This window comes from Ruegeria sp. BC8 (assembly GCF_056535705.1).
The window spans coordinates 3,001,011-3,026,090 of sequence record NZ_JBQFIV010000001.1 but is presented as its reverse complement, the minus strand read 5'-3'; the positions used below and the strand labels follow the sequence as shown (position 1 = coordinate 3,026,090).

At 61.6% G+C, this 25,080-nt stretch carries 23 protein-coding genes and 1 tRNA gene; 13 read left to right on the top strand and 11 right to left on the bottom strand.

Going from position 1 to position 25,080, the window contains the following annotated elements; translation table 11 throughout:
- Positions 1 to 6 precede the first annotated feature (6 nt).
- From ACR3EK_RS15255 to ACR3EK_RS15245, 3 genes are all read left to right on the top strand, one after another.
- Positions 7 to 1,224 carry a phenylacetate--CoA ligase family protein gene (locus ACR3EK_RS15255; protein ID WP_480633815.1) on the top strand — a complete coding sequence of 406 codons (1,218 nt, stop codon included), beginning with the start codon at positions 7 to 9 and terminating at the stop codon, positions 1,222 to 1,224.
- 114 nt (positions 1,225 to 1,338) lie between these two features.
- Entirely contained in the window at positions 1,339 to 3,006 is a 1,668-nt protein-coding gene (locus ACR3EK_RS15250; RefSeq protein ID WP_170361188.1) for an ABC transporter permease, read from the top strand.
- A gap of 73 nt (positions 3,007 to 3,079) precedes the next feature.
- On the top strand, positions 3,080 to 3,430 hold the full coding sequence (locus ACR3EK_RS15245) for a DUF2794 domain-containing protein (RefSeq protein WP_170342743.1): 351 nt from the start codon (positions 3,080 to 3,082) through the stop codon (positions 3,428 to 3,430).
- Here ACR3EK_RS15245 and ACR3EK_RS15240 read toward each other — a convergent pair.
- From ACR3EK_RS15240 to ACR3EK_RS15230, 3 genes are all read right to left on the bottom strand, one after another.
- Complete coding sequence (locus ACR3EK_RS15240; RefSeq protein ID WP_480633814.1) at positions 3,427 to 4,164, bottom strand: C40 family peptidase; 738 nt, start codon at positions 4,162 to 4,164, stop codon at positions 3,427 to 3,429. The genes ACR3EK_RS15245 and ACR3EK_RS15240 overlap by 4 nt on opposite strands.
- Positions 4,161 to 5,543 carry a leucyl aminopeptidase family protein gene (locus tag ACR3EK_RS15235; RefSeq protein WP_480633813.1) on the bottom strand — a complete coding sequence of 461 codons (1,383 nt, stop codon included), beginning with the start codon at positions 5,541 to 5,543 and terminating at the stop codon, positions 4,161 to 4,163. The genes ACR3EK_RS15240 and ACR3EK_RS15235 overlap by 4 nt, the downstream gene beginning before the upstream one ends.
- A 61-nt stretch (positions 5,544 to 5,604) precedes the next feature.
- Positions 5,605 to 5,994: a hypothetical protein gene (locus ACR3EK_RS15230; RefSeq protein WP_480633812.1), complete on the bottom strand. Its 390-nt coding sequence runs from the start codon at positions 5,992 to 5,994 to the stop codon at positions 5,605 to 5,607.
- A gap of 142 nt (positions 5,995 to 6,136) precedes the next feature.
- Between ACR3EK_RS15230 and ACR3EK_RS15225 the strand changes: the two genes are divergently transcribed.
- The 5 genes from ACR3EK_RS15225 (at position 6,137) to ACR3EK_RS15205 (ending at position 10,579) form a co-directional block, all read left to right on the top strand.
- Positions 6,137 to 6,787: a carbonic anhydrase gene (locus ACR3EK_RS15225; protein WP_093963954.1), complete on the top strand. Its 651-nt coding sequence runs from the start codon at positions 6,137 to 6,139 to the stop codon at positions 6,785 to 6,787.
- Between the two features lie 61 nt (positions 6,788 to 6,848).
- Positions 6,849 to 7,826 carry a sodium-dependent bicarbonate transport family permease gene (locus ACR3EK_RS15220; protein ID WP_170361196.1) on the top strand — a complete coding sequence of 326 codons (978 nt, stop codon included), beginning with the start codon at positions 6,849 to 6,851 and terminating at the stop codon, positions 7,824 to 7,826.
- Between the two features lie 4 nt (positions 7,827 to 7,830).
- Positions 7,831 to 8,142 (top strand): P-II family nitrogen regulator, encoded by a 312-nt coding sequence (locus tag ACR3EK_RS15215; protein WP_093963956.1) that lies wholly within the window; start codon positions 7,831 to 7,833, stop codon positions 8,140 to 8,142.
- Positions 8,108 to 8,497 carry an SGNH hydrolase domain-containing protein gene (locus tag ACR3EK_RS15210; RefSeq protein WP_480634030.1) on the top strand — a complete coding sequence of 130 codons (390 nt, stop codon included), beginning with the start codon at positions 8,108 to 8,110 and terminating at the stop codon, positions 8,495 to 8,497. Before ACR3EK_RS15215 ends, ACR3EK_RS15210 begins: the two co-directional genes overlap by 35 nt.
- Positions 8,498 to 8,659: 162 nt before the next feature.
- Positions 8,660 to 10,579 (top strand): DUF3604 domain-containing protein, encoded by a 1,920-nt coding sequence (locus tag ACR3EK_RS15205; RefSeq protein ID WP_170361200.1) that lies wholly within the window; start codon positions 8,660 to 8,662, stop codon positions 10,577 to 10,579.
- A 52-nt stretch (positions 10,580 to 10,631) separates the two neighbouring features.
- On the opposite strand, the gene ACR3EK_RS15200 is transcribed toward ACR3EK_RS15205, so the two are convergent.
- From ACR3EK_RS15200 to ACR3EK_RS15185, 4 genes are all read right to left on the bottom strand, one after another.
- Positions 10,632 to 11,054, bottom strand: a complete 423-nt coding sequence (locus ACR3EK_RS15200) for a hypothetical protein (RefSeq protein ID WP_170440056.1) — start codon at positions 11,052 to 11,054, stop codon at positions 10,632 to 10,634.
- A gap of 486 nt (positions 11,055 to 11,540) precedes the next feature.
- Complete coding sequence (locus ACR3EK_RS15195) at positions 11,541 to 12,563, bottom strand: aspartate-semialdehyde dehydrogenase (RefSeq protein ID WP_170340798.1); 1,023 nt, start codon at positions 12,561 to 12,563, stop codon at positions 11,541 to 11,543.
- Positions 12,564 to 12,666: 103 nt separating this feature from the next.
- Entirely contained in the window at positions 12,667 to 13,698 is a 1,032-nt protein-coding gene (locus ACR3EK_RS15190) for a glycosyltransferase family 4 protein (protein ID WP_480633811.1), read from the bottom strand.
- Positions 13,699 to 13,718: 20 nt separating this feature from the next.
- The gene (locus ACR3EK_RS15185) at positions 13,719 to 14,891 is read right to left on the bottom strand and encodes an MFS transporter (RefSeq protein WP_480634029.1); all 1,173 of its coding nucleotides are present in this window, start codon (positions 14,889 to 14,891) and stop codon (positions 13,719 to 13,721) included.
- 136 nt (positions 14,892 to 15,027) lie between these two features.
- On the opposite strand from ACR3EK_RS15185, the gene ACR3EK_RS15180 reads away from it, so the two are divergent.
- The gene (locus tag ACR3EK_RS15180) at positions 15,028 to 16,170 is read left to right on the top strand and encodes a DUF3095 domain-containing protein (protein WP_480633810.1); all 1,143 of its coding nucleotides are present in this window, start codon (positions 15,028 to 15,030) and stop codon (positions 16,168 to 16,170) included.
- A 7-nt stretch (positions 16,171 to 16,177) separates the two neighbouring features.
- Here the strand turns inward: ACR3EK_RS15180 and ACR3EK_RS15175 are convergent, their stop codons facing one another.
- Positions 16,178 to 16,945, bottom strand: coding sequence for an HpcH/HpaI aldolase family protein (locus tag ACR3EK_RS15175; protein ID WP_480633809.1), 768 nt, complete (start codon positions 16,943 to 16,945; stop codon positions 16,178 to 16,180).
- Entirely contained in the window at positions 16,945 to 18,378 is a 1,434-nt protein-coding gene (locus ACR3EK_RS15170; RefSeq protein ID WP_480633808.1) for a pyridoxal phosphate-dependent decarboxylase family protein, read from the bottom strand. The genes ACR3EK_RS15175 and ACR3EK_RS15170 overlap by 1 nt, the downstream gene beginning before the upstream one ends.
- 776 nt (positions 18,379 to 19,154) lie before the next feature.
- Here ACR3EK_RS15170 and ACR3EK_RS15165 point away from each other — a divergent pair.
- Positions 19,155 to 19,853 (top strand): fumarylacetoacetate hydrolase family protein, encoded by a 699-nt coding sequence (locus tag ACR3EK_RS15165; protein WP_170405702.1) that lies wholly within the window; start codon positions 19,155 to 19,157, stop codon positions 19,851 to 19,853.
- A 25-nt stretch (positions 19,854 to 19,878) separates the two neighbouring features.
- On the opposite strand, the gene ACR3EK_RS15160 is transcribed toward ACR3EK_RS15165, so the two are convergent.
- Complete coding sequence (locus tag ACR3EK_RS15160; RefSeq protein WP_480633807.1) at positions 19,879 to 21,123, bottom strand: winged helix-turn-helix domain-containing protein; 1,245 nt, start codon at positions 21,121 to 21,123, stop codon at positions 19,879 to 19,881.
- On the bottom strand, positions 21,098 to 22,123 hold the full coding sequence (locus tag ACR3EK_RS15155; RefSeq protein WP_170342776.1) for a LacI family DNA-binding transcriptional regulator: 1,026 nt from the start codon (positions 22,121 to 22,123) through the stop codon (positions 21,098 to 21,100). The genes ACR3EK_RS15160 and ACR3EK_RS15155 overlap by 26 nt, the downstream gene beginning before the upstream one ends.
- A gap of 114 nt (positions 22,124 to 22,237) precedes the next feature.
- On the opposite strand from ACR3EK_RS15155, the gene ACR3EK_RS15150 reads away from it, so the two are divergent.
- The 3 genes from ACR3EK_RS15150 to ACR3EK_RS15140 all read left to right on the top strand — a co-directional run bounded on the left by ACR3EK_RS15150 (position 22,238) and on the right by ACR3EK_RS15140 (position 24,779).
- Positions 22,238 to 22,314: transfer RNA gene (locus tag ACR3EK_RS15150), tRNA-Arg, on the top strand.
- 97 nt (positions 22,315 to 22,411) lie between these two features.
- Positions 22,412 to 23,848, top strand: coding sequence for a tyrosine-type recombinase/integrase (locus tag ACR3EK_RS15145; protein ID WP_480633806.1), 1,437 nt, complete (start codon positions 22,412 to 22,414; stop codon positions 23,846 to 23,848).
- 112 nt (positions 23,849 to 23,960) lie between these two features.
- Positions 23,961 to 24,779: a hypothetical protein gene (locus ACR3EK_RS15140; RefSeq protein ID WP_480633805.1), complete on the top strand. Its 819-nt coding sequence runs from the start codon at positions 23,961 to 23,963 to the stop codon at positions 24,777 to 24,779.
- Positions 24,780 to 25,080 lie beyond the last annotated feature (301 nt).

The window sequence follows — 25,080 nt, the reverse complement described above, 5'->3', positions numbered from 1 at the left end:
CTGGCGATGACATTCTACGACGCTCTGGAAACCCGTTCGGCCGATCAGCGCGCCGCCGAGCAATCGGCTAGTCTGCGCGAACAGCTGGCGCGGGCGAAATCCGCGCCCGGTTTCGCGGCCCATTTCGCCGATGTCGATCTGGATGCGGTCCAGACCATCGCGGATCTGCCCAAGCTGCCGGTTCTGCGCAAGTCCGACCTGACCAAGGCTCAGGGTCAGCACCCGCCCTTTGGTGGCTTTACCGTCAAACCTGCGCATGGCTTTGCCCATGTGTTCCAGTCGCCGGGGCCGATCTATGAACCCGGCGGGGTCGATCACGACTGGTGGCGCATGGGCCGGTTCCTGCATGCGGCGGGCGTGGGCCGGGGCGATATCGTGCAGAACTGCTTTGGCTATCACCTGACACCGGCGGGCATGATCTTTGAAAACGGCGCGCGTGCCGTGGGCGCCGCCGTGCTGCCCGCGGGCACCGGCCAGACCGAACTTCAGGTGACTGCCGCGCGCGACGTGGGTTGCACCGCCTATGCCGGCACGCCCGATTACCTGAAGGTGATCCTGGACAAGGCCGACGAGATGGGCGTCGCTTTGAACTTCTCGAAGGCGGTCGTGGGCGGCGGGGCATTGTTCCCCAGCCTGCGCCAGGCCTATGCCGATCGGGGCATTTCCTGCCTGCAATGCTATGCCACGGCCGATCTGGGCAACATCGCCTATGAAAGCGCCGCAATGGAGGGCATGATCATCGACGAGCATGTCATCGTGGAAATCGTGACCCCCGGCACCGGAACACCGGTGGCGGAAGGCGAGGTCGGCGAGGTCGTGGTGACCTCCCTCAACCCCGACTACCCGCTGATCCGCTTTGCCACCGGTGATCTGTCGGCGGTGCTGCCCGGGCAGTCGCCCTGCGGCCGTACCAACCTGCGCATCAAGGGCTGGATGGGGCGTGCCGACCAGACCACCAAGATCAAAGGCATGTTCGTGCGCCCCGAACAGGTGGCCGCGCTGGTCGCCAAGCATGACGAGATCGTCAAGGCCCGCGTCATCGCCGCCCGGCAGGGCGAGATGGACACGATGACCGTGCAGATCGAAAGCCCCGGCGGCGATGATGGCACCTATGCCAAGTCGGTGGTCGAGGTGCTCAAGCTGAAGGGCACGGTTCAGGTGGTGCCGCCCGGTTCGCTGCCCAAGGACGGGCTGGTGATCGAGGATCAGCGCGTCTACGACTGATCCGGCCCGGGGTTCTGCGGCCAAATGCGCCGCAGAAACCTGTGCCTGCCCACTGGCGTTTCCGAGTTTTTTGGTCGATTAAAGGGGAACCGCAACCTTTGCCGACCCGAGGCCATGGCCCAGATCGAATTCTCAGAACATGGATCGCGCAACCGCGGGGCTTTGGGTACCCGGTTCGTCGGGGCCTTGGCCTATCTGGTGGCGGCGGCCTGCCTGTTACCGATGGTCGCCGTGGTGCTGGCGGCCGTCACCGGCGGCACTGACACGATCCGGCATCTGCTGGACACGGTCCTGCCCGGCTATGCGGCCACCACGCTGATCCTGGTCTCATTGGTTTCGGTGGGAACATTCGCCATCGGGGTCGGAGCCGCGTGGCTGGTCACCATGACCCGTTTTCCCGGCGTACGCCTGTTCGAGGTGGCATTGGTGCTGCCGCTGGCCTTTCCAGCCTATGTGCTGGCCTATGCCTATACCTTCATCCTCGATCATCCCGGCATCGTTCAGACCACGCTGCGCCAGGTGACCGGCTGGGGTCCGCGCGACTATTGGTTCCCCGAGATCCGCTCGACCGAGGGCGCGGCAGTGATGCTGATCCTGGTGTTGTACCCCTATGTCTATCTGTTGGCGCGCGCCGCCTTTCTGCAGCAAAGTGCCACCGCCTTTCTGGCGGCGCGGGCGCTGGGCAGCAGCCCGTGGTCGGCCTTTTGGCGGGTCTCGCTGCCGATGGCGCGGCCCGCGATTGCCGGTGGCGTGCTGCTGGCAGTGATGGAGACCATCGCTGATTTCGGCACCGTCGCCTATTTCGGGGTTCAGACCTTTGCCACCGGCATCTACACAAGCTGGTTTTCGATGGCCGACCGCGCGGCGGCGGCGCAGCTGGCGCTGTGCCTTCTGGCCTTTGCGCTGGTCATGGCCGTGACCGAGCGCACCCAGCGTGGCAAGGCCAAATACTACCAACCCGGCAAACGCCACGCGGCATTGCCCGCTGCACAGCTGAGCGGTTGGCAGGCTGTGGCGGCATGGATTTTGTGCGCCATTCCGGTTTTGTTCGGCTTTCTGCTGCCGGTGATCGTGCTGACTCAGATGGGATTGGAGTCCGAGCAGAACCTGCTTTCGGTCCGCTATCTCGGGTTCATTCGGAACTCTCTGACGCTGGCTGGAACGGCGGCGGTGATCACCGTCTGCGCCGCGGTCTGCGTCGGTTTCTTCCAACGGCTGAGACCCGGGCGCGGTTCGGCCATGGCGGCTTATGTGGCGCGGTTGGGCTATGCCGTGCCGGGCGGCGTGATCGCGGTGGGGTTGATCGTGCCCTTTGCCGGGTTCGACAACGCGCTGGATGCCTGGATGCGGCAGACCTTCGGCGTGTCGACCGGGTTGCTGGTCACGGGCTCGATCTGGCTGTTGGTGGCGGCCTACATGGTGCGTTTTTTGGCCGCCGCGCTGAGTGCCTATGAAAGTGGGCAGAGCACGGTGCATGCCAACATGGATGCCGCTGCCCGCTCGCTGGGGCAGACGCCATTGGGCACGTTGCGGCGGGTGCATCTGCCGATCCTCACGCCCTCGCTGCTGACGGCGCTGCTGATCGTGTTCGTGGACGTGATGAAGGAACTGCCGGCCACGCTGATCATGCGGCCCTTCAACTTTGACACGCTCGCGGTTCAGGCCTATCGGCTGGCCTCGGACGAACGGTTGGAGGGCGCGGCCGTTCCGTCTCTGGTGATCCTGGCCGTGGGGCTGCTGCCGGTGATCCTGATCTGCCGACAGGTCGGGCGCCGGCCCTGACGGGCGGTTCAAAAATACCACACCATGTCGTGACAGGCTTGATCTGATCGCATTTTCCGGCAAGGCTGAAGACATGAACATGCAGCCTCCCAGCCGGAACCCTGCAAGTCCGGTCCAGATGCCGGTGGCCTTCAACCGGCAAGAGATGTCACAGATTCTCTCCGTCTATGGACGGATGGTCGCCGCCGGAGAATGGCGTGACTACGGAATATCAAATCTGCGCGACGTTGCCATATTCTCGATCTTCCGGCGTACCGCCGAGCACCCGATCTATCGTGTTGAAAAACACCCCCGGCTGCGTTCAAAGCAGGGGATGTATTCGGTGATGGGTATGGACGGGCGCATCCTGAAACGCGGGCACGACCTGCGCGCCGTTCTGCGGGTGCTGGAGCGCAAGCTGATCCGCTCGGTCGACCCGGATTAGAGCCGCTTGTGCGCCGTGACCGGCCCGTCGCCTTGGGCTTCGATCCGGGAAATGGCCTGATCCATCGGTTCAAATACCACCGCCATGTGATGGGCATTGGCATGCAGCAGCATGTTGTCGCCGGACACCCAAGCCACATGGCCTTTCCAGAACAACAGATCGCCGCGCTGCGCCAGGGTGCCTTCGGGCAGTGGGGTGCCAAGCTCCCGCTCCTGGTCGCCGCTGTCGCCGGGGCAGGCAACGCCGCAGGCCAGCAGCCCGGCCTGAATCAGGCCTGAACAATCGAGCCCCCACCGGCTGTTGCCGCCCCACAGGTAGGGGGTGCCCAGAAACAGTTCGGCCACCGCGACCGGGTCGTTCAGCAGGGTTCCGACCGGTTTGACATGCACTGCGGGGATGAACCCAAGCTCGGTCTCGACGAAGCGGTCCTGCTGCGACAGCACCACGATCCGGCTGCCAAAGCTCAGGCTGACCCGGTCCGGGCTTTTTATGTCGGGTTCCGAATAGGCATGGGTCGCCGGGGCCCAGATCCAATGCGTGGCCGGGGCGTCAGGGCCCAGCTGGTCGGCGCGGAGCCAGCCTTGATACCCATCCTTGTCGGAAGTCACCCGGCACCAGCCGCCGGACTGTTCGGTGACGTCAAGGCCGTCGCCACACAGCAGCTGCCGGTCGCGCGGGCCCTTGGGGTTGCGCAGCAGGTCCACGACGGGGCGGATGACGCGAGCGCGGTTCACAGGCCCAACATCCCGGGCAGGGCGGTCAGCAGGGCGCGCGGCCCTTGTCCCAGCCCGCCTTTGCTGCGGCCGGGCTCCTTGGCCTTTTGCCAGGAGTAGATGTCGAAATGCATGTACCGGCTGTTTTCCACGAACCGCCGCAGGAACAGCGCCGCAGTGATCGACCCCGCGAACCCGCCCGCCGGCGCGTTGTCGAGATCGGCGATGCCCGGCTCGATCAACGTCTCATAGGGCGTGTGGAACGGCATCCGCCAGACCGGGTCAGCCGCCTGAACGGCGGCCTGCGTCAGGGCCTGCGCGGCGGCATCGTCATCGGTGTAGAACGGGGCCAGATCCGCCCCCACCGCCACCCGCGCCGCGCCGGTCAGCGTCGCCATCGAGACCACCAGATCCGGCGCACCCTCATCCGCCAGCGCCAGCGCGTCGGCCAGAACCAGCCGCCCCTCGGCATCGGTGTTGTTGATCTCGACCGTCAGGCCCTTGCGTGAGGTCAGGATGTCGCCCGGCCGGAACGCGTTGCCCGCCACCGCGTTTTCCACCGCCGGGATCAGCACGCGCAACTGCAGCGGCAGATCCAGCGCCATGATCATGCGCGCCAGTCCCAGCACGTTCGCCGCGCCGCCCATGTCCTTTTTCATCAACCCCATCGAGGCACCGGGCTTCAGGTTCAGTCCGCCGGTGTCAAAGCAGACGCCCTTGCCGACCAAGGTCAGCTTCGGGCCGCTTGTGCCCCAGGTCATCTCGATCAGGCGCGGAGCCTGTTCGGCGGCCCGACCCACCGCGTGGATCATGGGAAAGTTCTGTTCCAGCAAGCTGTCGCCAATGGTGACGGCACAACGAGCCCCGTACTCCTGCGCCAGCGTTTCAACGGCGTTTTGCAGGGCCTGAGGTCCCATGTCGGCCGTCGGAGTGTTGACCAGGTCACGGGTGAGAGCTTCGGCATTGGCCATGATCTCAACCCGTGGAGCATTCACACCGTCCGGCGCGACCAATCGGGCCTTTGCGCCGGACTGTTCGGCATATCGGTCGAAACTGTACCCGGTCAGCAACCAGCCCAAGGCTTCGATTTCGGCTCTGTCTGCCGACAAACCGGACGCAATCCGGTAAGTGCCTTCGGGCAGAACCTCGGCGGCGGCGGCAAGCGGAAAGCGTACCCGAGCGCGCCGGGTGTCTGTTCCATAGCCTGCCAGCGCGAATTGCGGCGCACCCGTCGGTCCGGGAACCAGCAGAACCTGCCCGATTGCGCCGCTGAATCCGCTCGCGGCTACCCAGGCCTGTGTCTCATCGGGCTGAGACTTCAGCCAAGGCTCGAGCCCGTCCTGCGCAAGAACATGCAGATCAATGGCAGGGGCATCGGAAGGTGCAAAAGACAGGGACATGGGCGCCTCGGACTGTTCTGGTGCCGCCTACACTAGCCGCCTGTTGTTCGCCCGCAACCCGTCATATCGAAAGATCCTGTTGATCCCAAACGGCGGTCAGCGACCGCTCGCCCACCCGGATCAGTCGGCTGAGCGTGGCTCCGGTCGCCACCGCATCGCCGGCATCTACCGTCCGGGCCACGTCGCCGGCGACCCGGGCCAGCGCCGTCATGCCGACCTGTTCGGATATTGCGACCAGAGACTTGGCGCATTTGCGAAGCCCCGCCCAGTCACGTTGACGCCAGAGCCGTTCACAATTCGACAGGCGTACTGCCAGCTCCTCGACCGTTCGGCACAGAACGTCGACCGCGTTCGTGTCACCCAATTGCCGATACAGCCCGTTCAACCGGTCCGGATCCAGGCTCACGGACTCCTTCTGTTCAAGCGAGACGATCTTGTCCACCTCATTCACCCCAATCTTTCTGCCCCCACGGCATCTGCGAACCTGTCACAAAAGACCTTTGCAATTCCTTTCGGCCAATCGGGATAATGTCTCGAATTTTGTTCGAACTTGCGTTAGATCGGCGGTCGAACCGCAAATTTGGGAAAACGCGATGCACCACGCCAAACCTCTGCCGAGCTATCTGGTCAAACGGTACCACGGTTGGAAAGCCACGTCCTATTCCGAGAACCAGGCCTGGTATCGCCGGCTGGCGACCGAGGGTCAGCGTCCGCGTGCGATGGTGATTTCCTGCTGTGACAGCCGGGTCCATGTCACCTCGATTTTCGGGGCCGACCAGGGCGAGTTTTTTATCCACCGCAATATTGCCAACCTGGTGCCGCCCTACGAACCGGACGGCGAGCGCCACGGCACCAGTGCAACCATCGAATATGCGGTGACGGCATTGAAAGTGGCGCATCTGATCGTGCTGGGACATTCGCAATGCGGCGGGGTGCAGGGCTGTATCGACATGTGCAAAGGCGAAGCGCCGCAACTGGAAGCCAAAGAGAGTTTTGTCGGACGCTGGATGGACATCCTCAAGCCGAAATTCGATCTGGTCTCCGATGTCGAGGACCCCGCCGAACAAGCGCGCCAGTTCGAGCGTCAGGCGGTTGTCGCGTCGCTCGAAAACCTGATGACCTTCCCGTTCGTGGCCGAGGCCGTACAGAACGGCTCGATATCGCTGCACGGCTTGTGGACCGACATCGGCGAAGGCGGTCTGGAGTATTATGATCCGTCAGGAAAAAAATTCCTGCCGGTTTAGTCTTTAAATCGGAGAAACGCACCCTAATTGAACGATAGTTCAATTAGGGTGCGTTGACTGTATGGAAAACCTGTTGTCTTTGGCGGCCGACAATCTGGTCTCGCCGATCATTCTCAGTTTTGTGCTTGGTCTGTCAGCCGCATTGGCCCGATCTGACCTGACTATTCCCGAGGCCATCGCCAAGGCGATGTCGATCTATCTGCTGTTTGCGATCGGCTTCAAGGGTGGTGTCAGTGTTGCCGCACACGGGATCGACGCCACGCTTGGCTTGTCCCTCATTGCAGGTGTCATTCTGTCCGCATTGCTGCCCCTGGTGGCGTTCGGCCTGTTGCGCGTGCTGACCAACCTTGACCATGTCAACGCAGGCGCGGTTGCAGCGCATTACGGCTCAATCTCGATCGTCACATTCGTGGCCGGTACGTCGGTTCTGGAAAGTCAGGGCCTGGTGTACGAGGGCTACATGGTGGCTGTTGCGGCGGCGATGGAAGCGCCGGCGATCCTGTCCGCTCTGTGGCTGATCTCCCGCGGCGGCGGAGCCCGCCGGATGGACTCGGATCTATGGCGCGAGATTGCCCTCAATGGTTCGATCGTTCTGCTGGTCGGGTCGTTTGCAATCGGCTGGATCACGGGCGAGGACGGTCTGGCCGAGATCAGCAGCTTCGTGGTCGCACCGTTCAAGGGGGTTCTGTGCCTGTTCCTGCTGGACATGGGTATAGTCGCCGGGCGCGGATTGCGTGCCGGGCGCGGGCTGATCACGATGGGTCTGCTTGGCTTCGGCGTGCTGATGCCCCTGATCGGGGCCGGTGCCGGGTTGGTGGCCGCGCTCCTGTTGGGTCTGTCCACCGGCGGAGCGGTGTTGCTGATGGTGTTGGGCGCCTCCGCCTCGTACATCGCGGTTCCGGCGGCGATGCGCGTGGCCGTGCCCGAGGCGAACCCGTCCATCTATCTGACCCTGTCTTTGGGCGTCACGTTCCCATTCAACCTGGCGCTGGGCCTGCCGATCTACGTCTCGGTCGCCCGGGCCGTTACCGGAGGATAAAGCGATGCAGACACATGATGCCAAACGGGTCGAGATCACCATCGAAGCCATCGTGAAGTCCCGTCTGACGGATGCTCTGGTCGATCAAGGTGTGACCGGGTTCACGATCCTGCCGGTGCTCGGCGGATCGGGACGATCGGGTGAATGGAGCCGTTCTGGCCAGGTCAGCCGCGCCAGCGGGATGGTCCAGGTCATCTGCATCATTCGCCCCGATCGCTTGGACGGGCTGCTGAGCGCGATCCTTCCCGTACTTGATCGCCATATCGGGGTTGTAAGCGTCACTGATTGCCAGGTTCTGCGGGCCGAGCGTTTCTGACCCGGATCTGTGCGACTATTCGTTCGCGGACATACAGCCGGAGCTTCTTGAGGTTGCTGAGATGCTGCACCAGCTCGAGGGCCGCCACAAAGTCGTCTGGCTGGATCGGATACTGTGCGATGCTGACGGCATGTGCCGCGCCAGCTACGGCTCGACGGCATACTATCGGGATGGTCGCCATCTCTCGAAAGAAGGTTCGCGCGAACTTGGGTGCCGCACCGGTGGATGGTTCCTGTTCGGGGACGAACCTAATGGGCCAGCCGACACTGGTGCTGTGGGTCCTGCTAATGACCGTACCTGCAGCCAGTTTCAACAGAACGCCGACCTGGCCCAGAGCGCCCCGACCGGAGAGTGATTCCTCAGCCCTGCATTGGTCTGCCGCCTGCGCGCTGAACTACTGCAGTGCGAGGTCCGGGTTGTGTCGATAGTAAATTTTATTCGAATATCCAAATCCGTGATAGGCTGCCGTCATTTCCGGAACCAACCGAATGGAAATGACACACCTGGGAGGGATTTCATGACCAAGTCTTTCGCAATCGTTTCACAACGTCCTTTGTGGACGTTGGCCTGTCTGGCCGCGCTGACCGCCACATCCGTGTCCGCGCAGGAGTTCCAGACCGAGCAGGACAGCACGGACGTCGTGTTGGCGCCTGATGATTTCTCTCCCTATGCGGGGCGGAACTTTCCCCAACGGCCGCTGTGGGGAGACTCGCATCTGCATACTTCGGTTTCGGTTGATGCCGGCACGATGACCCGGCTGACCCAGGAACAGGCGTTTCGCTTTGCCCGCGGCGAAGAGGTCACGACAACCCACGGCCTTCGGGCCAAGCTGTCCCGTCCGCTCGATTGGCTGGTCGTCTCGGACCATGCCGAGATGTACGGGCTGATGCCGCAACTGCTGGCCGGAGACGCCGAGGTTCTGGCGACACCCCAGGGCAAGGCCTGGTACGAGGCGCTGACGGCGGGTGACAGCCAGCTTGCGTTTGACACGGCAATGGAGATCGTCGCCTCGTTGTCGGATGACGTCCCGCCCATCGACAACCCGAAGGCCATCAAGCATGCGTGGGAGGCGTACACGGCCCTCGCCGACAGCTTCAACGAGCCGGGAGTCTTTTCAGCCATCATCGGCTATGAATACACCACCGAGGGCGCCAACAACCTGCACCGGAACGTGCTGTTCCGCGATGGGCGCGACCGGGCTAACCAGACCCGCCCGTTCTCGCAATATGACAGCAAGAACCCCGAGGACCTGTGGGCCTTTCTGGCCGAATACGAGGAAAGGACAGGCGGCGAGGTCCTGGCCATCGCGCATAACGGCAACCTGTCGAACGGGCGGATGTTCTCTCTGAACGCCTATGATGGATCCGCACTGACCCAGGAGATCGCAAGCCTGCGCGCCCGGTTCGAGCCGCTGTACGAACCGACGCAGATCAAGGGCGACGGTGAGGCGCATCCGTTCCTCAGCCCCGATGACGAGTTCGCAGATTTCGACACATGGGACGCGGCCAATCTGAACGGAACCGAGTTGAAGCAACCCGAGATGCTGGCCGGTGAATACGCGCGCGAGGCGTTGAAGCGTGGGCTCAAGATCGAACAGGAGCTGGGTGTGAACCCGTTCAAGTTCGGGATGGTCGGCGCGACGGATTCGCATACCGGTATGGCAACGGCCCAGGAAGACAACTTTTTCGGCAAACACTCCGGGGTCGAGCCCGGCCCGAACCGTTGGGAACACCTAGTAATCGAAGCACCCGATCCAGAGCTGTCGATCTATGGCTGGAAACAGGCCGCTGGTGGACTGGGTGCGGTCTGGGCGACGGAAAACACCCGCGAGGCGATCTTTGACGCGATGCAACGTAGGGAGACCTACGCGACCACGGGGTCGCGTATGGGGGTTCGGTTTTTCGGCGGCTATGACTTCAACGATGAGGATGCCGCAAGCCGTGTTCCTGCGGATGCCGGCTACAAAAAAGGCGTACCGATGGGGGGCAACCTGCAGGCGTCTCCCGATGGGCGGGCTCCGAACTTTCTTGTTTTTGCATTGAAGGACCCGATTTCCGGCAACCTGGATCGCATTCAGATCGTCAAGGGCTGGGTCGATGCTGACGGGGCCTTGCAGGAGAAAGTCTACAACGTCGTCTGGGCCGGCGATCGCCAGCTGGACGAGAACGGCAAGCTGCCCGAAGTCGGCAACACCGTCGATGTCGAGAACGCCACGTGGACCAACACCATCGGAGCAAGTGAGTTGATCACCACGTGGCAGGATCCAGATTTCGATCCCAACCTGTCTGCGTTCTACTATGCCCGTGTGATCGAGATCCCGACCCCCCGCTGGACCGCCTACGAGGCCAAACGGTTCGGGATCGAGATGCCGGACTATGTTCCGATGATCACGACCGAACGGGCCTATACATCGCCGATCTGGTACACCCCGGGATAAACGATCGTTCCGTGAAGCGAAGCCCCGCCTCGCGCAGGCGGGGCGGTCTTGTTCATTCGGCTGGGTTGGGGTTGCCGGCCACCGGCCTGCGGTTGTCCGCGTCTATCGCTCCGAAACCGTGACGCAGCAGGATGAACACGAACAGGACCATGGTCAGAACCGCCAGAAGCGATCCGATCTGGGCAAGGGTTTCGCCCCTTTCGGTAATTGCCAGCACGATCCCGGGAACGAGCACCAGAACCGTTGCCACGGACAGCCCATAGTGGAGTTTCGCCAGACCGCTGCGCGCCGCCTCGGGGGTCAGAGCGTAGTAGAATCCGAACACTGCCAGCGCAACGAACCCGATCAGGTTCAGGTGGCCATGTGCTGGCGACAGCGTGTGATCATGGCTGGCCGACATCTGGATTCCCCACAACATGCCCAAAACGGCAAATATGGCTGCGGTGGTCAGAAAAAAGATGGGCAATCTGGTCATAACGGTCTCCTTTGAATATTCGATGAGCCGCACGGGGCGCTGAAAACTGGGTTTGCCGAAAAAAGGTGTGTTCTGACGCGGGCATCCAAACCACGCTGCCCAACCCGGCCCGAACCGTCTGGCAGTGCGGCGTCGAGCACCGAAGGCCAGAAAAACATGGGCCTAGTCAGCGGTTCCAGAGCACGTGGGATCGCGCGGTGTCGAACCCCGGTTCCTGCGACAAGTCAGGCTCTGTTTGGTCAATCATGGCTCGTTTCCCCTCGGCTGAGATTGAAACGAAGGCGCCTTCAATGGGCGGAAAAATACCAGCAGCTGTGAAATATGAAAAATTGATTATGTGAATAATAGATATTCACCTGGCGAATTTACTTTTGCTTGGGCAGAACCTGCGGTGATGCCTGGCGCGCCTTCCTTCTCGCATTGCCAAAAAATGAAAACCCCGCAGCCCATGCCGCGGGGTTTTAAGATTTCAGTCTGGTCCGGCTATCAGCCCTTCTTCAGGACCTCGCGGCCCAGCAGCTCGGCGATTTGCACTGCATTCAGGGCCGCGCCTTTGCGCAGGTTGTCCGAGACACACCACAGGTTCAGGCCGTTTTCTACGGTTGAGTCCTGACGGATCCGGCTGATGAAGGTGGCGAAATCGCCGACGCATTCAACCGGCGTGACATAGCCACCGGCCTCGCGCTTGTCGATCACCATCACGCCCGGAGCTTCGCGCAGGATGTCGCGGGCCTCGTCCTCGTCCAGGAATTCCTCGAACTCGATGTTCACCGACTCCGAATGTCCGACAAAAACCGGCACCCGCACACAGGTCGCGGTGACCTTGATCGACGGGTCGACGATCTTCTTGGTCTCGACGACCATCTTCCACTCTTCCTTGGTCGAGCCGTCTTCCATGAAGACGTCGATATGCGGAATGACGTTGAAGGCGATCTGCTTCTGGAATTTCTTCGGGGCGACCTCGTTGATCGGGTTGTAGACGGCCTTGGTCTGATCCCACAGCTCGTCCATGCCTTCCTTGCCGGCGCCCGACACCGACTGATAGGTCGAGACCACGACGCGCTTGATCTTGGCGCGGTCATGCAGCGGCTTCAGCGCCACTACCATCTGCGCGGTCGAGCAGTTGGGGTTGGCGATGATGTTTTTGTTCTTGTAGTCGTGGATCGCCTGCGGGTTGCACTCGGGCACGATCAGCGGGATCTCGGGGTCGTAGCGATAAAGCGACGAGTTGTCGATCACCACGCAGCCGGCCGCTGCCGCTTTGGGGGCGTAATCCTTGGTCGCGGCGGACCCCACGGCGAACAGCGCCATGTCCCAGCCGGTGAAATCGAAAGTGTCCAGATCCTGGGTCTTGAGTGTCTTGTCGCCAAAGCTGACTTCGGTGCCCAGCGAACGACGGCTTGCCAGAACGGCAATTTCGTCCACGGGGAACTGGCGTTCAGCCAGGATGTTCAGCATTTCGCGGCCCACGTTACCTGTGGCGCCGACGACAACGACGCGATAGCCCATGTCTAGTCTCCTGAATTAAGGACGCGCGTTCATAGCCGCGTTGCAGAAAATAAAAAAGGGTCTTCGCGGCGGAATTGACCGAATGACGCAGTTTTGCGGCGACTCAGGCCTTCAGCAGCTGCTGATAGAGCGCAACAAGCGCCTGCGCCTCGCCGTTGATGTCGAAATTCCGTTCCACATGGGCGCGGGCGGCCCGGCCTGCGCGGGCCAGGGAATCACGGTCCGCCAGCATCTCGGCCGCGGCCGCGGCCAGCGCCGGAATGTCGCCTGGAGGCACCACCCGACCCAGCGTCGGGTCGGTCACGATCTCGGAGAATGCGCCCACATCGGTGGCCACGACCGGCACACCGCAGGCCATCGCTTCGAGGGGGGTCAGTCCGAACCCCTCCCAGCGTTGGGGGGCGATGAACATATCCAGCACCTGGTACCATTGGGCAATCTTGTCCACGGTGACCTCGGGCTTGAACAGGATGCGGTCGGAAAGGCCGGCTTGGGCCACCTTGTCCTTTAGTTCGGTCAGGAAAGCGCTGTGTTTCTCGGTTGCGCGGCCCATGACGATGCCACGTACGTCGGGGACCTGCCCGCACAGGTCGATCATCGCATCGACGAAGGCGTCGGTGCCTTTCTGGTGGCGGATGCGGCCATAGCAGCCCAGCAGCAGCCCGTCGGGCAGGCCCATCTGCGCCCGCAGCGCCGCCTTGTCGGCGGGTGGCGTAAAATCTTGCAGGTTGATGCCGTGCATGATCACCTGCGCGTCGCGCTCGAGGTATCCGGCTGTCTTGCGCGAGGTCGCCACCACCGCGTCCATCTTGCCGATCAGCCACTTGGTATAGCCCGTATGCGCCCGCTGCGAGGCGCTGGTGAACAGCAGTTTCAGCCGCAGCCGCAACAGGTCGCGCAGGATCAGGCCCAGCAGCATCTCGGTATTTCGGCGGGCGTGCCAGACCCGCAGCGTCTTGCGCGACAGAAAGGGCAGGCGGCCCAGCGGGATGTGCGGGATGTCCGAAGGCAGGCCCGGGCCGGTGGCGGCGATGTCGATCCACTGCGCCTGCAACGGCACCAGCCGCGCGATCGTGGCGGTCACGCCGGACAGGCGGCGTTTGAGGTTTGGGGCAATAACAACGGGGTCGTTCAAGGCGCGCGCTCCTGCGGGTCTCACTCCATGCTGTCACGGCTGAACAGGTAGATCACGCAGCCGATCGTCAGCGTGACGGCAAAGAAGGCGAATATCGCTGTGTAGGGTGCGGTTGGCCCCATGTCCACCGTCGCCGCATGGATGCGGCCGGTGGCGAACTGCGCCAGCCCCACGCCGCCGATCCCGAACAGGTTCAGTAGGGTCACGCCGCGCCCCACCAGATGCGCCGGGATGAAGGCGCGCCCATGCGCCATGATCACCGGGAAGGAGGCCCCCAGAAATCCGATCAGCGCCATCAGCAGAACCGACAGCCAGACGGCATCGGCGACCCACAGCCCCAGCAGCCCCAGCGCCAGCACCGCCGACGCGTTGCCGCCGAAGATCACCCATTTGCGGGTGTTCAGCAGCCGGTCCAGCGGGCCATAGGCAAAGGTGCCCGCGATCATCGCGGCGCCCATGACCAGCGTAGCCTGCCCGATCTGGGTGGCGCTCAGCCCGAACACGTCCAGCAGATAGGGGCCGGCCCACAACCCACGCAGCGCGGCCGAGGGTGCATAGGCCACCAGCATCAACGGCAAAATCGCCCACAGCGCAGGTTCGCGCAGCAGGTCCAGAACCGACCCTTTCTGCTCGGACACCACCCGCGCGGGGTCTTTGACCGTGACCCAGATGCCCACTGCCACGGCGCCTGAGATCGCGGCCAGCCCAGCCAGAGTCGCGCGCCAGCCCATCAGCTCGACCGCCAGCGCCGTGGGGTACGAGGCCACGAGGTTGCCGACCGACCCCACGCCCAGCATAACAGCGGCCAGGGTAGCGAACTTCGCGGGCGGGTATTCGCGGGCAAAGATGAAATACGAGGCCATCAGAACCGGCGAACACCCGACCCCGATCAACGCCATCGCCACCGCCACATGCAGGGGCGTCGCGGCCAGCGCGAACACCGCGGCCCCACCCGCGCCGCCGATCAGCAGCAGAACCGCCGCCGTCTGCCGCGGGCCAACCCGGTCCAACGCCCAGCCCACCGGGATCTGCATCGCCGCAAAGACCAGAAACCACAGACCCGAGGCCCAGGCCAGATCCTCGGGCGTGGCGCCGATGTCTCGCGCCAGATCGGCGGTCAGAACCGCAAGGAACGCGCGGAAGAACTGGCTGAGGACATAGGCCAGACACAAGATCACCAAACCTGCCTGCATGTCGGTCTCCCTGCCGTCCGCCTTGGTGGGATGCTTGGCACGTCCCGATGCCATGCACAAGCGCGTGTGATATGTTGCAGTATCGGGAAACGCCCCCGCACTACGCTATCATTGCGGCAAGCAAACGGGAGGGACAATGAAGACCGCCGATATCGGATTCTATGACCGCGTACCCATTGCACGCGACTTTCTTGCCCTGTCGGATCCGGAACAATTCACCCCGGTCCCGGATGACTGGATCGTGGGCGTCGCCGATATCGTGGACTCGACCGGCGAAATCGCGCGTGGACGCTACAAGACGGTGAACATGGTGGGCGCGGCGGTGATCTCAGGCATGATCAACGCGCTGAGCGGGCGGGTTTTTCCCTATGTTTTTGGTGGCGACGGCGCCGGATTTGCCATCCCGAAGGAGGATGCCGACGTGGCGCGCGACACCTTGGCTGCGCTGCGCAGTTGGGCGGAAACCGAGTTCGGCATCGCGCTGCGTGCGGCTTTAGTTCCTGTGTCCGACCTGCGCGCGGAGGGGCTCGACTTGCGGGTGGCGCGCTATGCGCCGTCCTCGGGGGTGGATTACGCTATGTTCACGGGTGGCGGACTGGCCTGGGCCGAGGCGCAGATGAAAGCTGGCCGGTACAAGGTTCCGCCCGCCGGGTCCGACGCAAAGCCTGACCTGACGGGACTGTCCTGCCGCTGGTCCAACAGCCCTGCGCGGCATGGGCAGATCGTTTCACTTGTCATCCAGCCCACTGCGCAGGCGACAGAACGCGACTTTGCTGATCTGGCGCAATCAGTCCTGTCCGCATCCGAGGCTCTGGAGCGCGCGGGTCATCCCGTGCCGGCCGGCGGCCCTCCGATCAAGTGGCCACCTCCGGGGCTTGCACTGGATGCCCATGTTTCGCGCGCTGGGCGCAATCTGGCCGTGCGCAAGGCCGCGTTGCTTGTGCAGAACTTGCTGATCTGGCTGCTGTTCAAATCGGGCAAGCGACTGGGCGAGTTTGAGCCGGGCCACTACAAGAACATGGTCAGCCGAAATGCGGATTTCCGCAAATTTGATGACGGGTTGAAGATGACGCTGGATTGCGACGACGAGACCCTGTCGCGCATCGCCCGGACCCTTGAGGATGCGCGCGGACGCGGCAAAATCAGATATGGCATCCATTCCCAGCAAGAGGCGATGATGACCTGCTTCGTGCCCGCCGCCACGCGCGACGATCACGTACATTTCGTCGATGGTGCATCGGGCGGCTATGCGCAGGCCGCCGCCGCAATGCAGGGGTGAGCCGCCCTCAGGAACGCCATTTCGCGGCCAGCCCGCGGGCGGCCTGAGCCAGCAGCATGACGTCGATACCGACCGCCAGGAACTGCGCGCCCATGTCCCGATACGCTTGAACCGCTTCATCATTGGTGCCCAGAATACCCGGCGCCTTGCCTGCCGCCCGGATCCGCTTCAAAGCATCGGCGATGGCGGTGCGCACCTCCGGCACCGTGCTGTCGCCTTTGTAACCCATGTCGGTGGACAGATCGGCCGGGCCGATGAAAACGCCATCCACGCCCTCGACCTGAAGGATGTCGTCCAGCGCGGCCATGCCCGCAAGGTTTTCCACCTGAACCAGCAAACAGATTTCGGGGTCGGCCGTGGCCACGTAATCGGGGGTGGTGCCGTACATTGTCGCCCGTGTTGCGGCGGCCCCGACACCCCGCACACCTTTGGGCGGGTACTGGCAGGCCCGAACCAGCTCGCGCGCCTGATCCGCGCTTTCGACCATCGGTACCAGAATGGTCTGGGCGCCGGCGTCCAGCACGGTCTTGATCATCCAGGTCTCGCCGATGGGCAGCCGCACCACCGGGTGCGAGGGGCTGTTGGCCAGCGCAATCAGCTGATCGCGGATCGAACGGATGTCATTCGGCGCATGTTCGCCATCGATCACCAGCCAGTCGAAACCGGCGGTTCCCATGATTTCAGCGGTGATGGCTTCGGCAAAGCTCATCCAGCAGCCGATCTGCATTTCGCCCTGTGTCAGAGCCTGTTTGAACGGGTTTTTGGGGGCGGGCATCAGCGGTCCTCCTGCGGGGGTGTGGGCAAGGTGCGGGCGATTTCGGTGATCACGTCAAAGGCCATCCGGACGTCCTCCTCGGTGGTTTCGAACTGGCCAGCCTGAAAGCGGATGACGATGTCGCCATCGACTCGGGTCTGGGTCAGATAGATGCGCCCGTCATCGTTGATGGCGTTCACCAGCCGCAGATTCAGGTGGTCCAGATCCGCGGCTCCGGGTGGCTCATATCGGAAGGTCCACAGGGACCACATGGGCGGGGTGGCGATCCGGAAATCCGGCTCGGCCGCCAGCCGATCATGCAGGTCGCGCGACCAGTTGACGTGGTTGCGCAGCCGCGCGCGCAAGCCTTCCAGCCCGTAGGCGCGGATCACGAACCACAGTTTCAGCGCCCGGAACCGGCGGCCCAGCGGCACCGACCATTCCGAGTAGTTGATGATCCCGTCCTGACCATGGGTTTTCAGATATTCGGGGCTGATCGCCAGCGTCTGCACCAGATCGTCGGGGTTCTTCAGGAAATGCGCGCAGCAGTCGAACTGAACCCCCAACCATTTGTGCGGGTTGAACACGATGCTGTCGGCCTGGTCGATCCCCGGCCAATAGTGGCGGTATTCGGGGCAGATCATCGCCGACCCGGCCCAGGCCGCATCCACATGCGTGTACAGCCCATATTTCTGCGCGACTTTCAGACACTCATCCACCGGATCGGTCGCGCCGGTCCCGGTGCCGCCGACGCACAGGATCACCCCCGCGGGGTGAAGGCCGGCGTCCAGATCGGCTTGGATCGCGGCCTCGAGCGCTGCGGGGTCCATCCCGCGCCAGTCACCCTTGATCGGGACGCGCACCAGATTGTCCTGCCCGATCCCGGCGACCCAGATAGCGCGGTCGATTGATGTGTGCACCTCGGACGAGCAATAGACGCGCAAGGGTGTCTGCCCAAACAGGCCCTGACGGTTGCCCTGCCAGTTCAGCGCCTTTTCCCGCATGGTCAGAACGGCGGCCAGCGTGGCCGATGAGGCTGAATCCTGGATCACACCGGCAAAGCCTTCGGGCAGGTCCAGCGCCTGCCGCAGCCAGTCCATCATCCGGGTTTCCATCTCGGTCGCCGCGGGCGAGGTCTGCCACAGCATGCATTGCGGCGCGATCGCGCTGGCCAGAAACTCGGCCAGCACCGAGGGCGCCGAGGCGTTCGAGTTGAAATAGGCGAAGAAGCGCGGATGCTGCCAGTGGGTGATGCCCGGCATCACGATCCGTTCGAAGTCTTGAAAAATCCCTTCTATCGGTTCGCCTTGCTCCGGCGCCGTCGCGGGAAGCGCGTTCAGCACCTCGCCGGGCTCGGTCCGGGCGCGCACCGGGTGCTGGCCGACGGTTTGGTGATAATGCTGCGTCCACTCGGATATGCGTTTGCCCCATTCCGAGAATTCATCCCATCTCATCTGCCCTGCCTTCCGCCTTCGCATCTTTCGCGGGCAAGTGATGGCGATGCAGGCGGGCAGGTCAATCAAATTCCGGACGACGATGGCGCTGTGAGGTGGGACCGTGGCGGCCGTTCGGGCCAAAATCAGGCTCTAATAAAGAAAATCGCACCGGCTGTGCGGATCGGAGAACCCCGCCGGAGAAACTAGGGGTCGACTCCGGCGGGGTGGCCAGACGGTGTCTGAAGTTATTTGCCTGGCCCGGGGCCGAAGAATCCCTGTGTTGAAGGGCTCCGGCCCTGAATCGGAGAATGTGAGGTGCCCAAATTGCACCCCGACAGCGCAGCCCAAGCACCCAGGGGGATGAGGCCAGAGCGGCGGTTCTCCGAAACCGTAATTTTTCCTTGGTATTCGTGACGGTGGCACGCCGATGAACAAAGCTTGATTGGCTGGGCGCGCCGACCGCCTGAAAGAAAACCTAGCGCACCTGACCGCGAAACCAAGTCGCAATAAAGTGACGCGGCCAGTGGGCCTGTTGCGCTGCCTTCGAATATCTGCCCGATATTTCCGTTCATGATGCGCGGCCTGTGCGGTTTTTCAAAGAGGGTGGTTCCAAGTTTCCCTAGATTAAAGCCGGATAGTCTGTGCGGATGAAACTGGCTTGCGCCCAGGTCCGCGGCCTTGGCAACTTCGCGCCGAAACTTACAGACGGGGCGGCAATAATCGGCGTGTTTGCCGGGTTGAACAGCGGTGTGTCTCCTTTAGTCTGCGCGGCAACGTGAAGGAAAGGATGCAACATGGCCAAATCTCTGTTTTCCCTGCCGGATGTGGTGCAGATACCAGTAGTTGGAGAGGCCAACACCTATCCGGTGGGGCGCATCTTTTGCGTCGGACGGAACTATGCCGCCCATGCGGCCGAGATGGGAAACGAGGTCGACCGCGAGGCGCCGTTCTATTTCACGAAGTCCCCGCAGAATGCCATTCTGACCGGCCAGACCGTGCCTTACCCGCCGGGCACCGAGAATTATCACCACGAAATGGAACTGGCCCTGGCCATCGGCCGCCCGGTGTTTCAGGCGACGTCGCAGCAGGCTTGGGATGCCGTGTTCGGATATTGCTGCGCGCTGGACATGACCCGGCGCGACCTGCAGATCCGCGAGCGCAACAAGCAGCGCCCCTGGGATCTGGGCAAGGATGTGGAAAACGGCGCGGTGTTCGCGCCGCTGACCCGCGCCGCCGATTGGGCGCCGACCGATGACATCCGCATCCATCTGAGCGTGAACGGTGAGGTCCGGCAGGACGCCACCCTGTCCGAACTGATTTGGAAGATCGACGAGATCGTCATGCACCTGTCCCGGTTCTATCACCTGCGGCCCGGCGACCTGATCCTGACCGGAACGCCCGCCGGCGTCGGCCCGGTCGAGGCCGGAGACGTGCTGACCGGCGGCATCGACGGGTTGGAGCCCATCCGCCTGACCCTCGGGCCGGCGGAATAGACCCTAAAAAGGGATTGTCGGCCGCTCAAACAGGCGCGCGCAGCCAGTCTGCGTTAAAGGTGACCCGATCCAGCCCGGCAAAACGGCGCACCCGGTCCAACTCGGCCTCGAGCCGCCGGGTACGGGCGTCCGACCATCTGACCCCACGCTCGGGCCACAGGGCGCGGACCCGCAAGATACCTTCGTCGCGATGGGCCTTCATGTCGATCCGTCCAATCAGACGGTCTTTTTCGAGGAGCGGAAAGACGTAGTACCCATAGGTGCGCTTGGCCTCGGGCACGAAGACCTCGATCCGATAGTGGAAGCCGAACAGGCGCTGGGCGCGGTTGCGGTCGCGCAGCATCGGGTCGAACGGGCTGAGCACACGGATCCGCCCCGGGGCGGGGGCAGGGTCGGCAGCCTGGTCCGCCAAGCCGGGCCACGCAAACACGCGGCGCATTCGACCATCAGCGCATTCCACTTCGATTTCCTGCAAATCCCCCCGTGTCAGAGCCTGTTTGCACCACTCTTTCGCCTCGGCAGCGGTGACCGTGTCCCAAAACGCGGCCAGTTCGCCCGAGGTGGCAAAGCCCAGCCGGTCGAGCGCCGCGTGGCACAGCCAGTCCACCGTCGCCTGGTGGTCACACTCCATCACGCCGGGGCACAGATGGGTATCGATCACGCGCTCGGTCAGGTCGTATTGCTTTTGAAACCCTCGGCGCCCCACCACCGTCAGCGCCCCCGAGCGCCACAGGTATTCCAACGCCGTTTTCGAGGGGTGCCAATCCCACCAGCCGCCCGAGCCCTTTTTCTCATCCTGTCCCAGATCGGCCGAGCACACCGGGCCGTGGTCGCGGATGTGTCGCAGCACGGTTTCGAACTGCTGCTCGAACCCGTCGCGTCGCCAGTTGCGCCAGCGGGCCCGCAGCATCTCGGCGTCGCGCTGGAAGCGCAGGTGCCAATGCGGGTAGAACCCCATCGGGATCACGGCGGCGTCGTGGGTCCAGTGTTCGAACAGGCTGCGGTCGCGCTCGTACAGGCGCTTGAGGTCGTTCGGCCGATAGGATGGGCGGCGCGAGAACAGGATCATGTCATGGGCGCGCGCCACGGTGTTGATGCTGTCGAGCTGCACGAAACCCAGCCGGTGGATCAGATGCAGCAGATCGGGCCCTTTGGCCGGACCTGCGGGCTGTTCCGCCAGCGCATGACGATCCATGAACAACGCACGGGCGGTTCGGTTGTCGAGTTGTTGCAGCTTGCCCCGTTCAGCGCCGCTTGAGCGTGTCGCCATAGCTGATCTTGGGGGTCAAGGTTATGCGTGTTTCGATCTCGGTATTCGGGTCGGCCAGTTGGGCGGCGATGATTTCCGCCGCCTTGCGACCGATTTCAAGCCGGCAGGCGTCCATGGTGGCCAGCTTGCGCGGCAGACCCTGCAGCAGTTCGACGTTGTTGAATCCCGCAAGGCCGATCTGCCCGGGCACGTCGATACCCTGCTCAAGCAGGTACAGCAGCCCGCCCGCGCCGATCATGTCGTTGGAATAATACAGGAAATCCAACTCTGGGGAGCGTTCTAGCATGGCTTTGGTCATCTCGCGCCCCTTGGCCAGGGCCGAACCGCCGGAATAGAACTCTCGGTCCTCGATCTCGATCCCGTGCTTGCCTAAAACTTCGGTGAAGCCCTCGAACCGTTTGCGCGCGCGGTGGTCCAGCGGCATCTTGGTGCCCATGAAGCCGATATGCTGATACCCGGCCTTCAGGATCGCCTGCGCCATCTCGCGCCCGGCCCGGCGGTGCGAAATGCCCACCATCGCGTCCACAGGCTTGCCGTCCGTATCCATGATCTCGACCACCGGAATGCCCGCCGAATCCAGCATGGCCCGCGCGGCCTCGGTGTGTTCCAGCCCGGCGATGATCACGCCGGAAGGCCGCCACGACAGCATCTCGTACAGGACCTTTTCCTCTTTTTCCGGCAGATAGTCGGTGACGCCGACCACGGGCTGCAGCTCGGTATCCTCAAGCACCTGGTTGATGCCGGTCAGCACCTCTGGGAAGACCATGTTCGACAGCGACGGGATGATCACCGCCACCAGGTTCACCCGGCTCGAGGCCAGTGCGCCGGCGATCTTGTTGGGCACATATCCCAGCTCTTTCGCGGCGGCCAGAACCCGGGTGCGGGTCGCGTCCGACACATCGCCCCGATTGCGCAGGACCCGGCTGACCGTCATTTCCGACACACCGGACGCTTCTGAGACATCACGGAGGGTAAGCGGGCGTTTCGTTTCTGTTGTCACCGGGGATACCTGCATTGTTGTTTCCCCGATGCTAGCGCGAACAGGGCAATCTGTTCAACTGTTGTGCAAAGGTCATGACAAGCCGAAAAAACCCGGCTACAGAAGGCGCCGCGCGGCCCCGTGGCTCAACTGGATAGAGCAGCCCCCTCCTAAGGGGCAGGTTGCAGGTTCGAATCCTGCCGGGGTCGCCATTACTTTTTTATCTTGCAATTAAAATAGTTTAAGAGGTAGGCGTCACCGTGTCGTGGTGGAAAGGACACCACTTTGGGACACCACTGGAGTTAAGAGTTGTCATATATCGAACAGCCAAAAGGCGCTGGAACAGCCTATCGTTTTAGGATGAAAACACCGAAAAGCCTCCAAGGCACCCCTAACCCATGGTCCGATGACAAGCCCTTTGGAACGTGGATCATCAGATCAATGGGGGGAGAGCGCCACCTTCCGAGCGCCAAGAAGCTGCGTGACATTTATTTGGCAGAAGTTCGGGCGCTGGAAATTGATTACCGGGCAAGAAAAAGATTTAGCTTAGAAAAAGCTGAACTTTGGGCTGAGGCGCTAGATACTGCACGGAAGGCCGCAATACCGGAAAGGCATGAACCCGGTATCATTCCCAACGACGAAGAGGTCATGGAAATATACGAAGTGGATAGCACATTCGTTCGGGACCTTATCAATGATGAAGTTGAACGGGCACCGGAAGGCGACCGAATGGCCTTTGCAAAAGTGGCAACCGCAACGACACTGCCACTGTCGATAGCAGTGGAAAAATACCTGCAAGCTCGAGCACCTGACAATCCGTATGGAAATAAACCTCTGAGTGCATCGTCAGGGGAAGAAACTCACACAGCCGTAAACTACCTGTGTGCCTTTTTAGACAGAAAGCCAGAAGCGCTTTTTCTTGATGAGGTGACGCCTGAGTTAGCCTCTGAATTTCGCTATGAGTTTTTGCCTAAACAAACTTCCAAAAGGTCAGGTAAGGGCCTCACAGCAGGAACCGCCGACAAACTCGTAACCCTGCTCCGAGGTCTCTGGCGCTGGGCGATAGCTAGGCGCAAAGTCCACTTGGATGGCAACCCGTTCAAGCCACCAGAAGATGATGTTCCGAGAGAAACCAAATTCACTGAACCAAAGCGGGACCAATTCAAACCTACAGAAACGCAGAAAATCCTTAAGGCGGCACCTCAAGGTGAACGTATGGGTGACCTATTTCGAGTTGGGTTGGTTACTGGAGCAAGAGTATCGGAAATTGCAAAGGTTACAGTAGATGACGCAAAAGAGGACGGCTCCGTATTTTTGATCGCTGGCGGCAAAACCGAAAATGCAAAACGCGTTGTGCCGGTTCCAGTGGTCGCACAGCCAATCATTCAACGCCTGCGTAAGATCGCCGTTGAGGGAGGACACAACCGTCTCTTCCACGAATTTCCGCTCAGTCCCTCTAAGGGCAACGCGAGTTCTGCATCCAAGGCTTTCACCTACTTGAGACGGAAAGTTCTCGGAAGAGAAACCGACGAGCGTCTAGCCTTCCATTCCCTCAGGCACACTTGGATGACCGTGTCACATCGAGCGGGAGTGTCGATTGATGACGCACACAATCTCGGCGGTTGGTCTGGCGTGAAGCGGTCCTCTACACCTTACAACCATGGTTTGAATGACGAGGAGCTTGCGGCGGCACAGGAAAAGGTAGCTTCGTTGTTGAACAAAGAAGGATACCTGAAATACTTCTGAGCTAGCTCCGAAAATACAAACCACACGCTACGAAATTCGAAACATATTGAGACACACCAATTACTCACCCTTGCGTTCTTAGGCTGAGTGAAAAAAGACCGGACACTTAATTATGCATCTCATCTACTGTGACGAAACAAATATCGAGGAGAATGCAGGCGACTTCTTGATCTACGGGGGGTTGATGGTCAGCTCATCGCAGGCGCACGCTCTGACGGCAGCTATGGAAGACTTGCGCTCGCGGTTGAGTGTGCCGAATGACTACCGGCTCAAATTTAATCCCGGCCCAGACGGGTTTTCCCATCAGCAGTTCATTGACTTGAAACAGCAGGCTCTGGAATTGGCAATTGCTCACGGTGCGAAATTGCTCGTTTACGTCATTTTACATGATGTTTCCAGTGGTCCAGATGTTGCTAGACGAAACGGTATAAACACCCTTTGCTACCATTTTCATTGCGTCTTGAACCGTGTTGGAGGACCGGGGCTTGTCTTGATCGACCGTTTCAACGATGAAGGGAATAGAATTGATGCTCACCTTCGCAAAAAATTTTCAGTCGGAATTGAAGGACTTCCACGTAGTTCAGGACCAACGCGATTGGAAAACATAATCGGTTTTCACTACTCCGCAGTCGGACAAAGCCATCTACCCGGCCTCGTAGATGTTGCCGTCGGTTCATTGAGGTTTGCCATCAACGCCCATACGAGAAGTCAGCAACAATATCTGGCATCGGCAGGGAACATACTCGGTATTTTAGCCCCCATGTTTTGGCGTGAGAACGACGGGGAGCAAATTCCTGACATAGGTTTCACGTTTAGCCCTATGACCGTGCGCGCGCCGCAGTATCACGCCAAATACATGGCTCTTAAAGAATTTCTTGCTGCCTCTGGCGTGCGAACCGGGCAAACGATCTACAACGAGCGACCATACTAAGCTGTTAATTTGATAGGGTGCGGTTTGGTTTTCTGTGCTCGTCTATATCAAAGCAGTCTCGGCGCTCAGCTGAAAATCAGTGTGAAATCAAGATCAACACTTTCGGCACCAAAGCAATCTCCCAATCAGTTTTCAAGGTTTCCGCTACCTCGAAACGTAGCATTTCACTTTGAATTCGCGACACTCCATCTTCTGTGTTCTGCTTGCGCAATGAACTTTCCAAGGAATTGTTGGCACTTTGGTAGCGTTACAGTTGACCGAATACCTACAAAAACGTGTAGTGAGGCAGGTTTAACACCAA

What these genes read in the sequence shown, in the direction of transcription:
- ACR3EK_RS15255 (WP_480633815.1), top strand. Translation starts at nt 7, where the DNA reads ATGACATTCTACGACGCTCTGGAAACCCGTTCGGCCGATCAGCGCGCC.
- ACR3EK_RS15250 (WP_170361188.1), top strand. Translation starts at nt 1,339, where the DNA reads ATGGCCCAGATCGAATTCTCAGAACATGGATCGCGCAACCGCGGGGCT.
- ACR3EK_RS15245 (WP_170342743.1), top strand. Translation starts at nt 3,080, where the DNA reads ATGAACATGCAGCCTCCCAGCCGGAACCCTGCAAGTCCGGTCCAGATG.
- ACR3EK_RS15235 (WP_480633813.1), bottom strand. Translation starts at nt 5,543, where the DNA reads ATGTCCCTGTCTTTTGCACCTTCCGATGCCCCTGCCATTGATCTGCAT.
- ACR3EK_RS15225 (WP_093963954.1), top strand. Translation starts at nt 6,137, where the DNA reads ATGCACCACGCCAAACCTCTGCCGAGCTATCTGGTCAAACGGTACCAC.
- ACR3EK_RS15220 (WP_170361196.1), top strand. Translation starts at nt 6,849, where the DNA reads ATGGAAAACCTGTTGTCTTTGGCGGCCGACAATCTGGTCTCGCCGATC.
- ACR3EK_RS15215 (WP_093963956.1), top strand. Translation starts at nt 7,831, where the DNA reads ATGCAGACACATGATGCCAAACGGGTCGAGATCACCATCGAAGCCATC.
- ACR3EK_RS15205 (WP_170361200.1), top strand. Translation starts at nt 8,660, where the DNA reads ATGACCAAGTCTTTCGCAATCGTTTCACAACGTCCTTTGTGGACGTTG.
- ACR3EK_RS15200 (WP_170440056.1), bottom strand. Translation starts at nt 11,054, where the DNA reads ATGACCAGATTGCCCATCTTTTTTCTGACCACCGCAGCCATATTTGCC.
- ACR3EK_RS15195 (WP_170340798.1), bottom strand. Translation starts at nt 12,563, where the DNA reads ATGGGCTATCGCGTCGTTGTCGTCGGCGCCACAGGTAACGTGGGCCGC.
- ACR3EK_RS15185 (WP_480634029.1), bottom strand. Translation starts at nt 14,891, where the DNA reads ATGCAGGCAGGTTTGGTGATCTTGTGTCTGGCCTATGTCCTCAGCCAG.
- ACR3EK_RS15180 (WP_480633810.1), top strand. Translation starts at nt 15,028, where the DNA reads ATGAAGACCGCCGATATCGGATTCTATGACCGCGTACCCATTGCACGC.
- ACR3EK_RS15175 (WP_480633809.1), bottom strand. Translation starts at nt 16,945, where the DNA reads ATGCCCGCCCCCAAAAACCCGTTCAAACAGGCTCTGACACAGGGCGAA.
- ACR3EK_RS15170 (WP_480633808.1), bottom strand. Translation starts at nt 18,378, where the DNA reads ATGAGATGGGATGAATTCTCGGAATGGGGCAAACGCATATCCGAGTGG.
- ACR3EK_RS15165 (WP_170405702.1), top strand. Translation starts at nt 19,155, where the DNA reads ATGGCCAAATCTCTGTTTTCCCTGCCGGATGTGGTGCAGATACCAGTA.
- ACR3EK_RS15160 (WP_480633807.1), bottom strand. Translation starts at nt 21,123, where the DNA reads ATGGCGACACGCTCAAGCGGCGCTGAACGGGGCAAGCTGCAACAACTC.
- ACR3EK_RS15140 (WP_480633805.1), top strand. Translation starts at nt 23,961, where the DNA reads ATGCATCTCATCTACTGTGACGAAACAAATATCGAGGAGAATGCAGGC.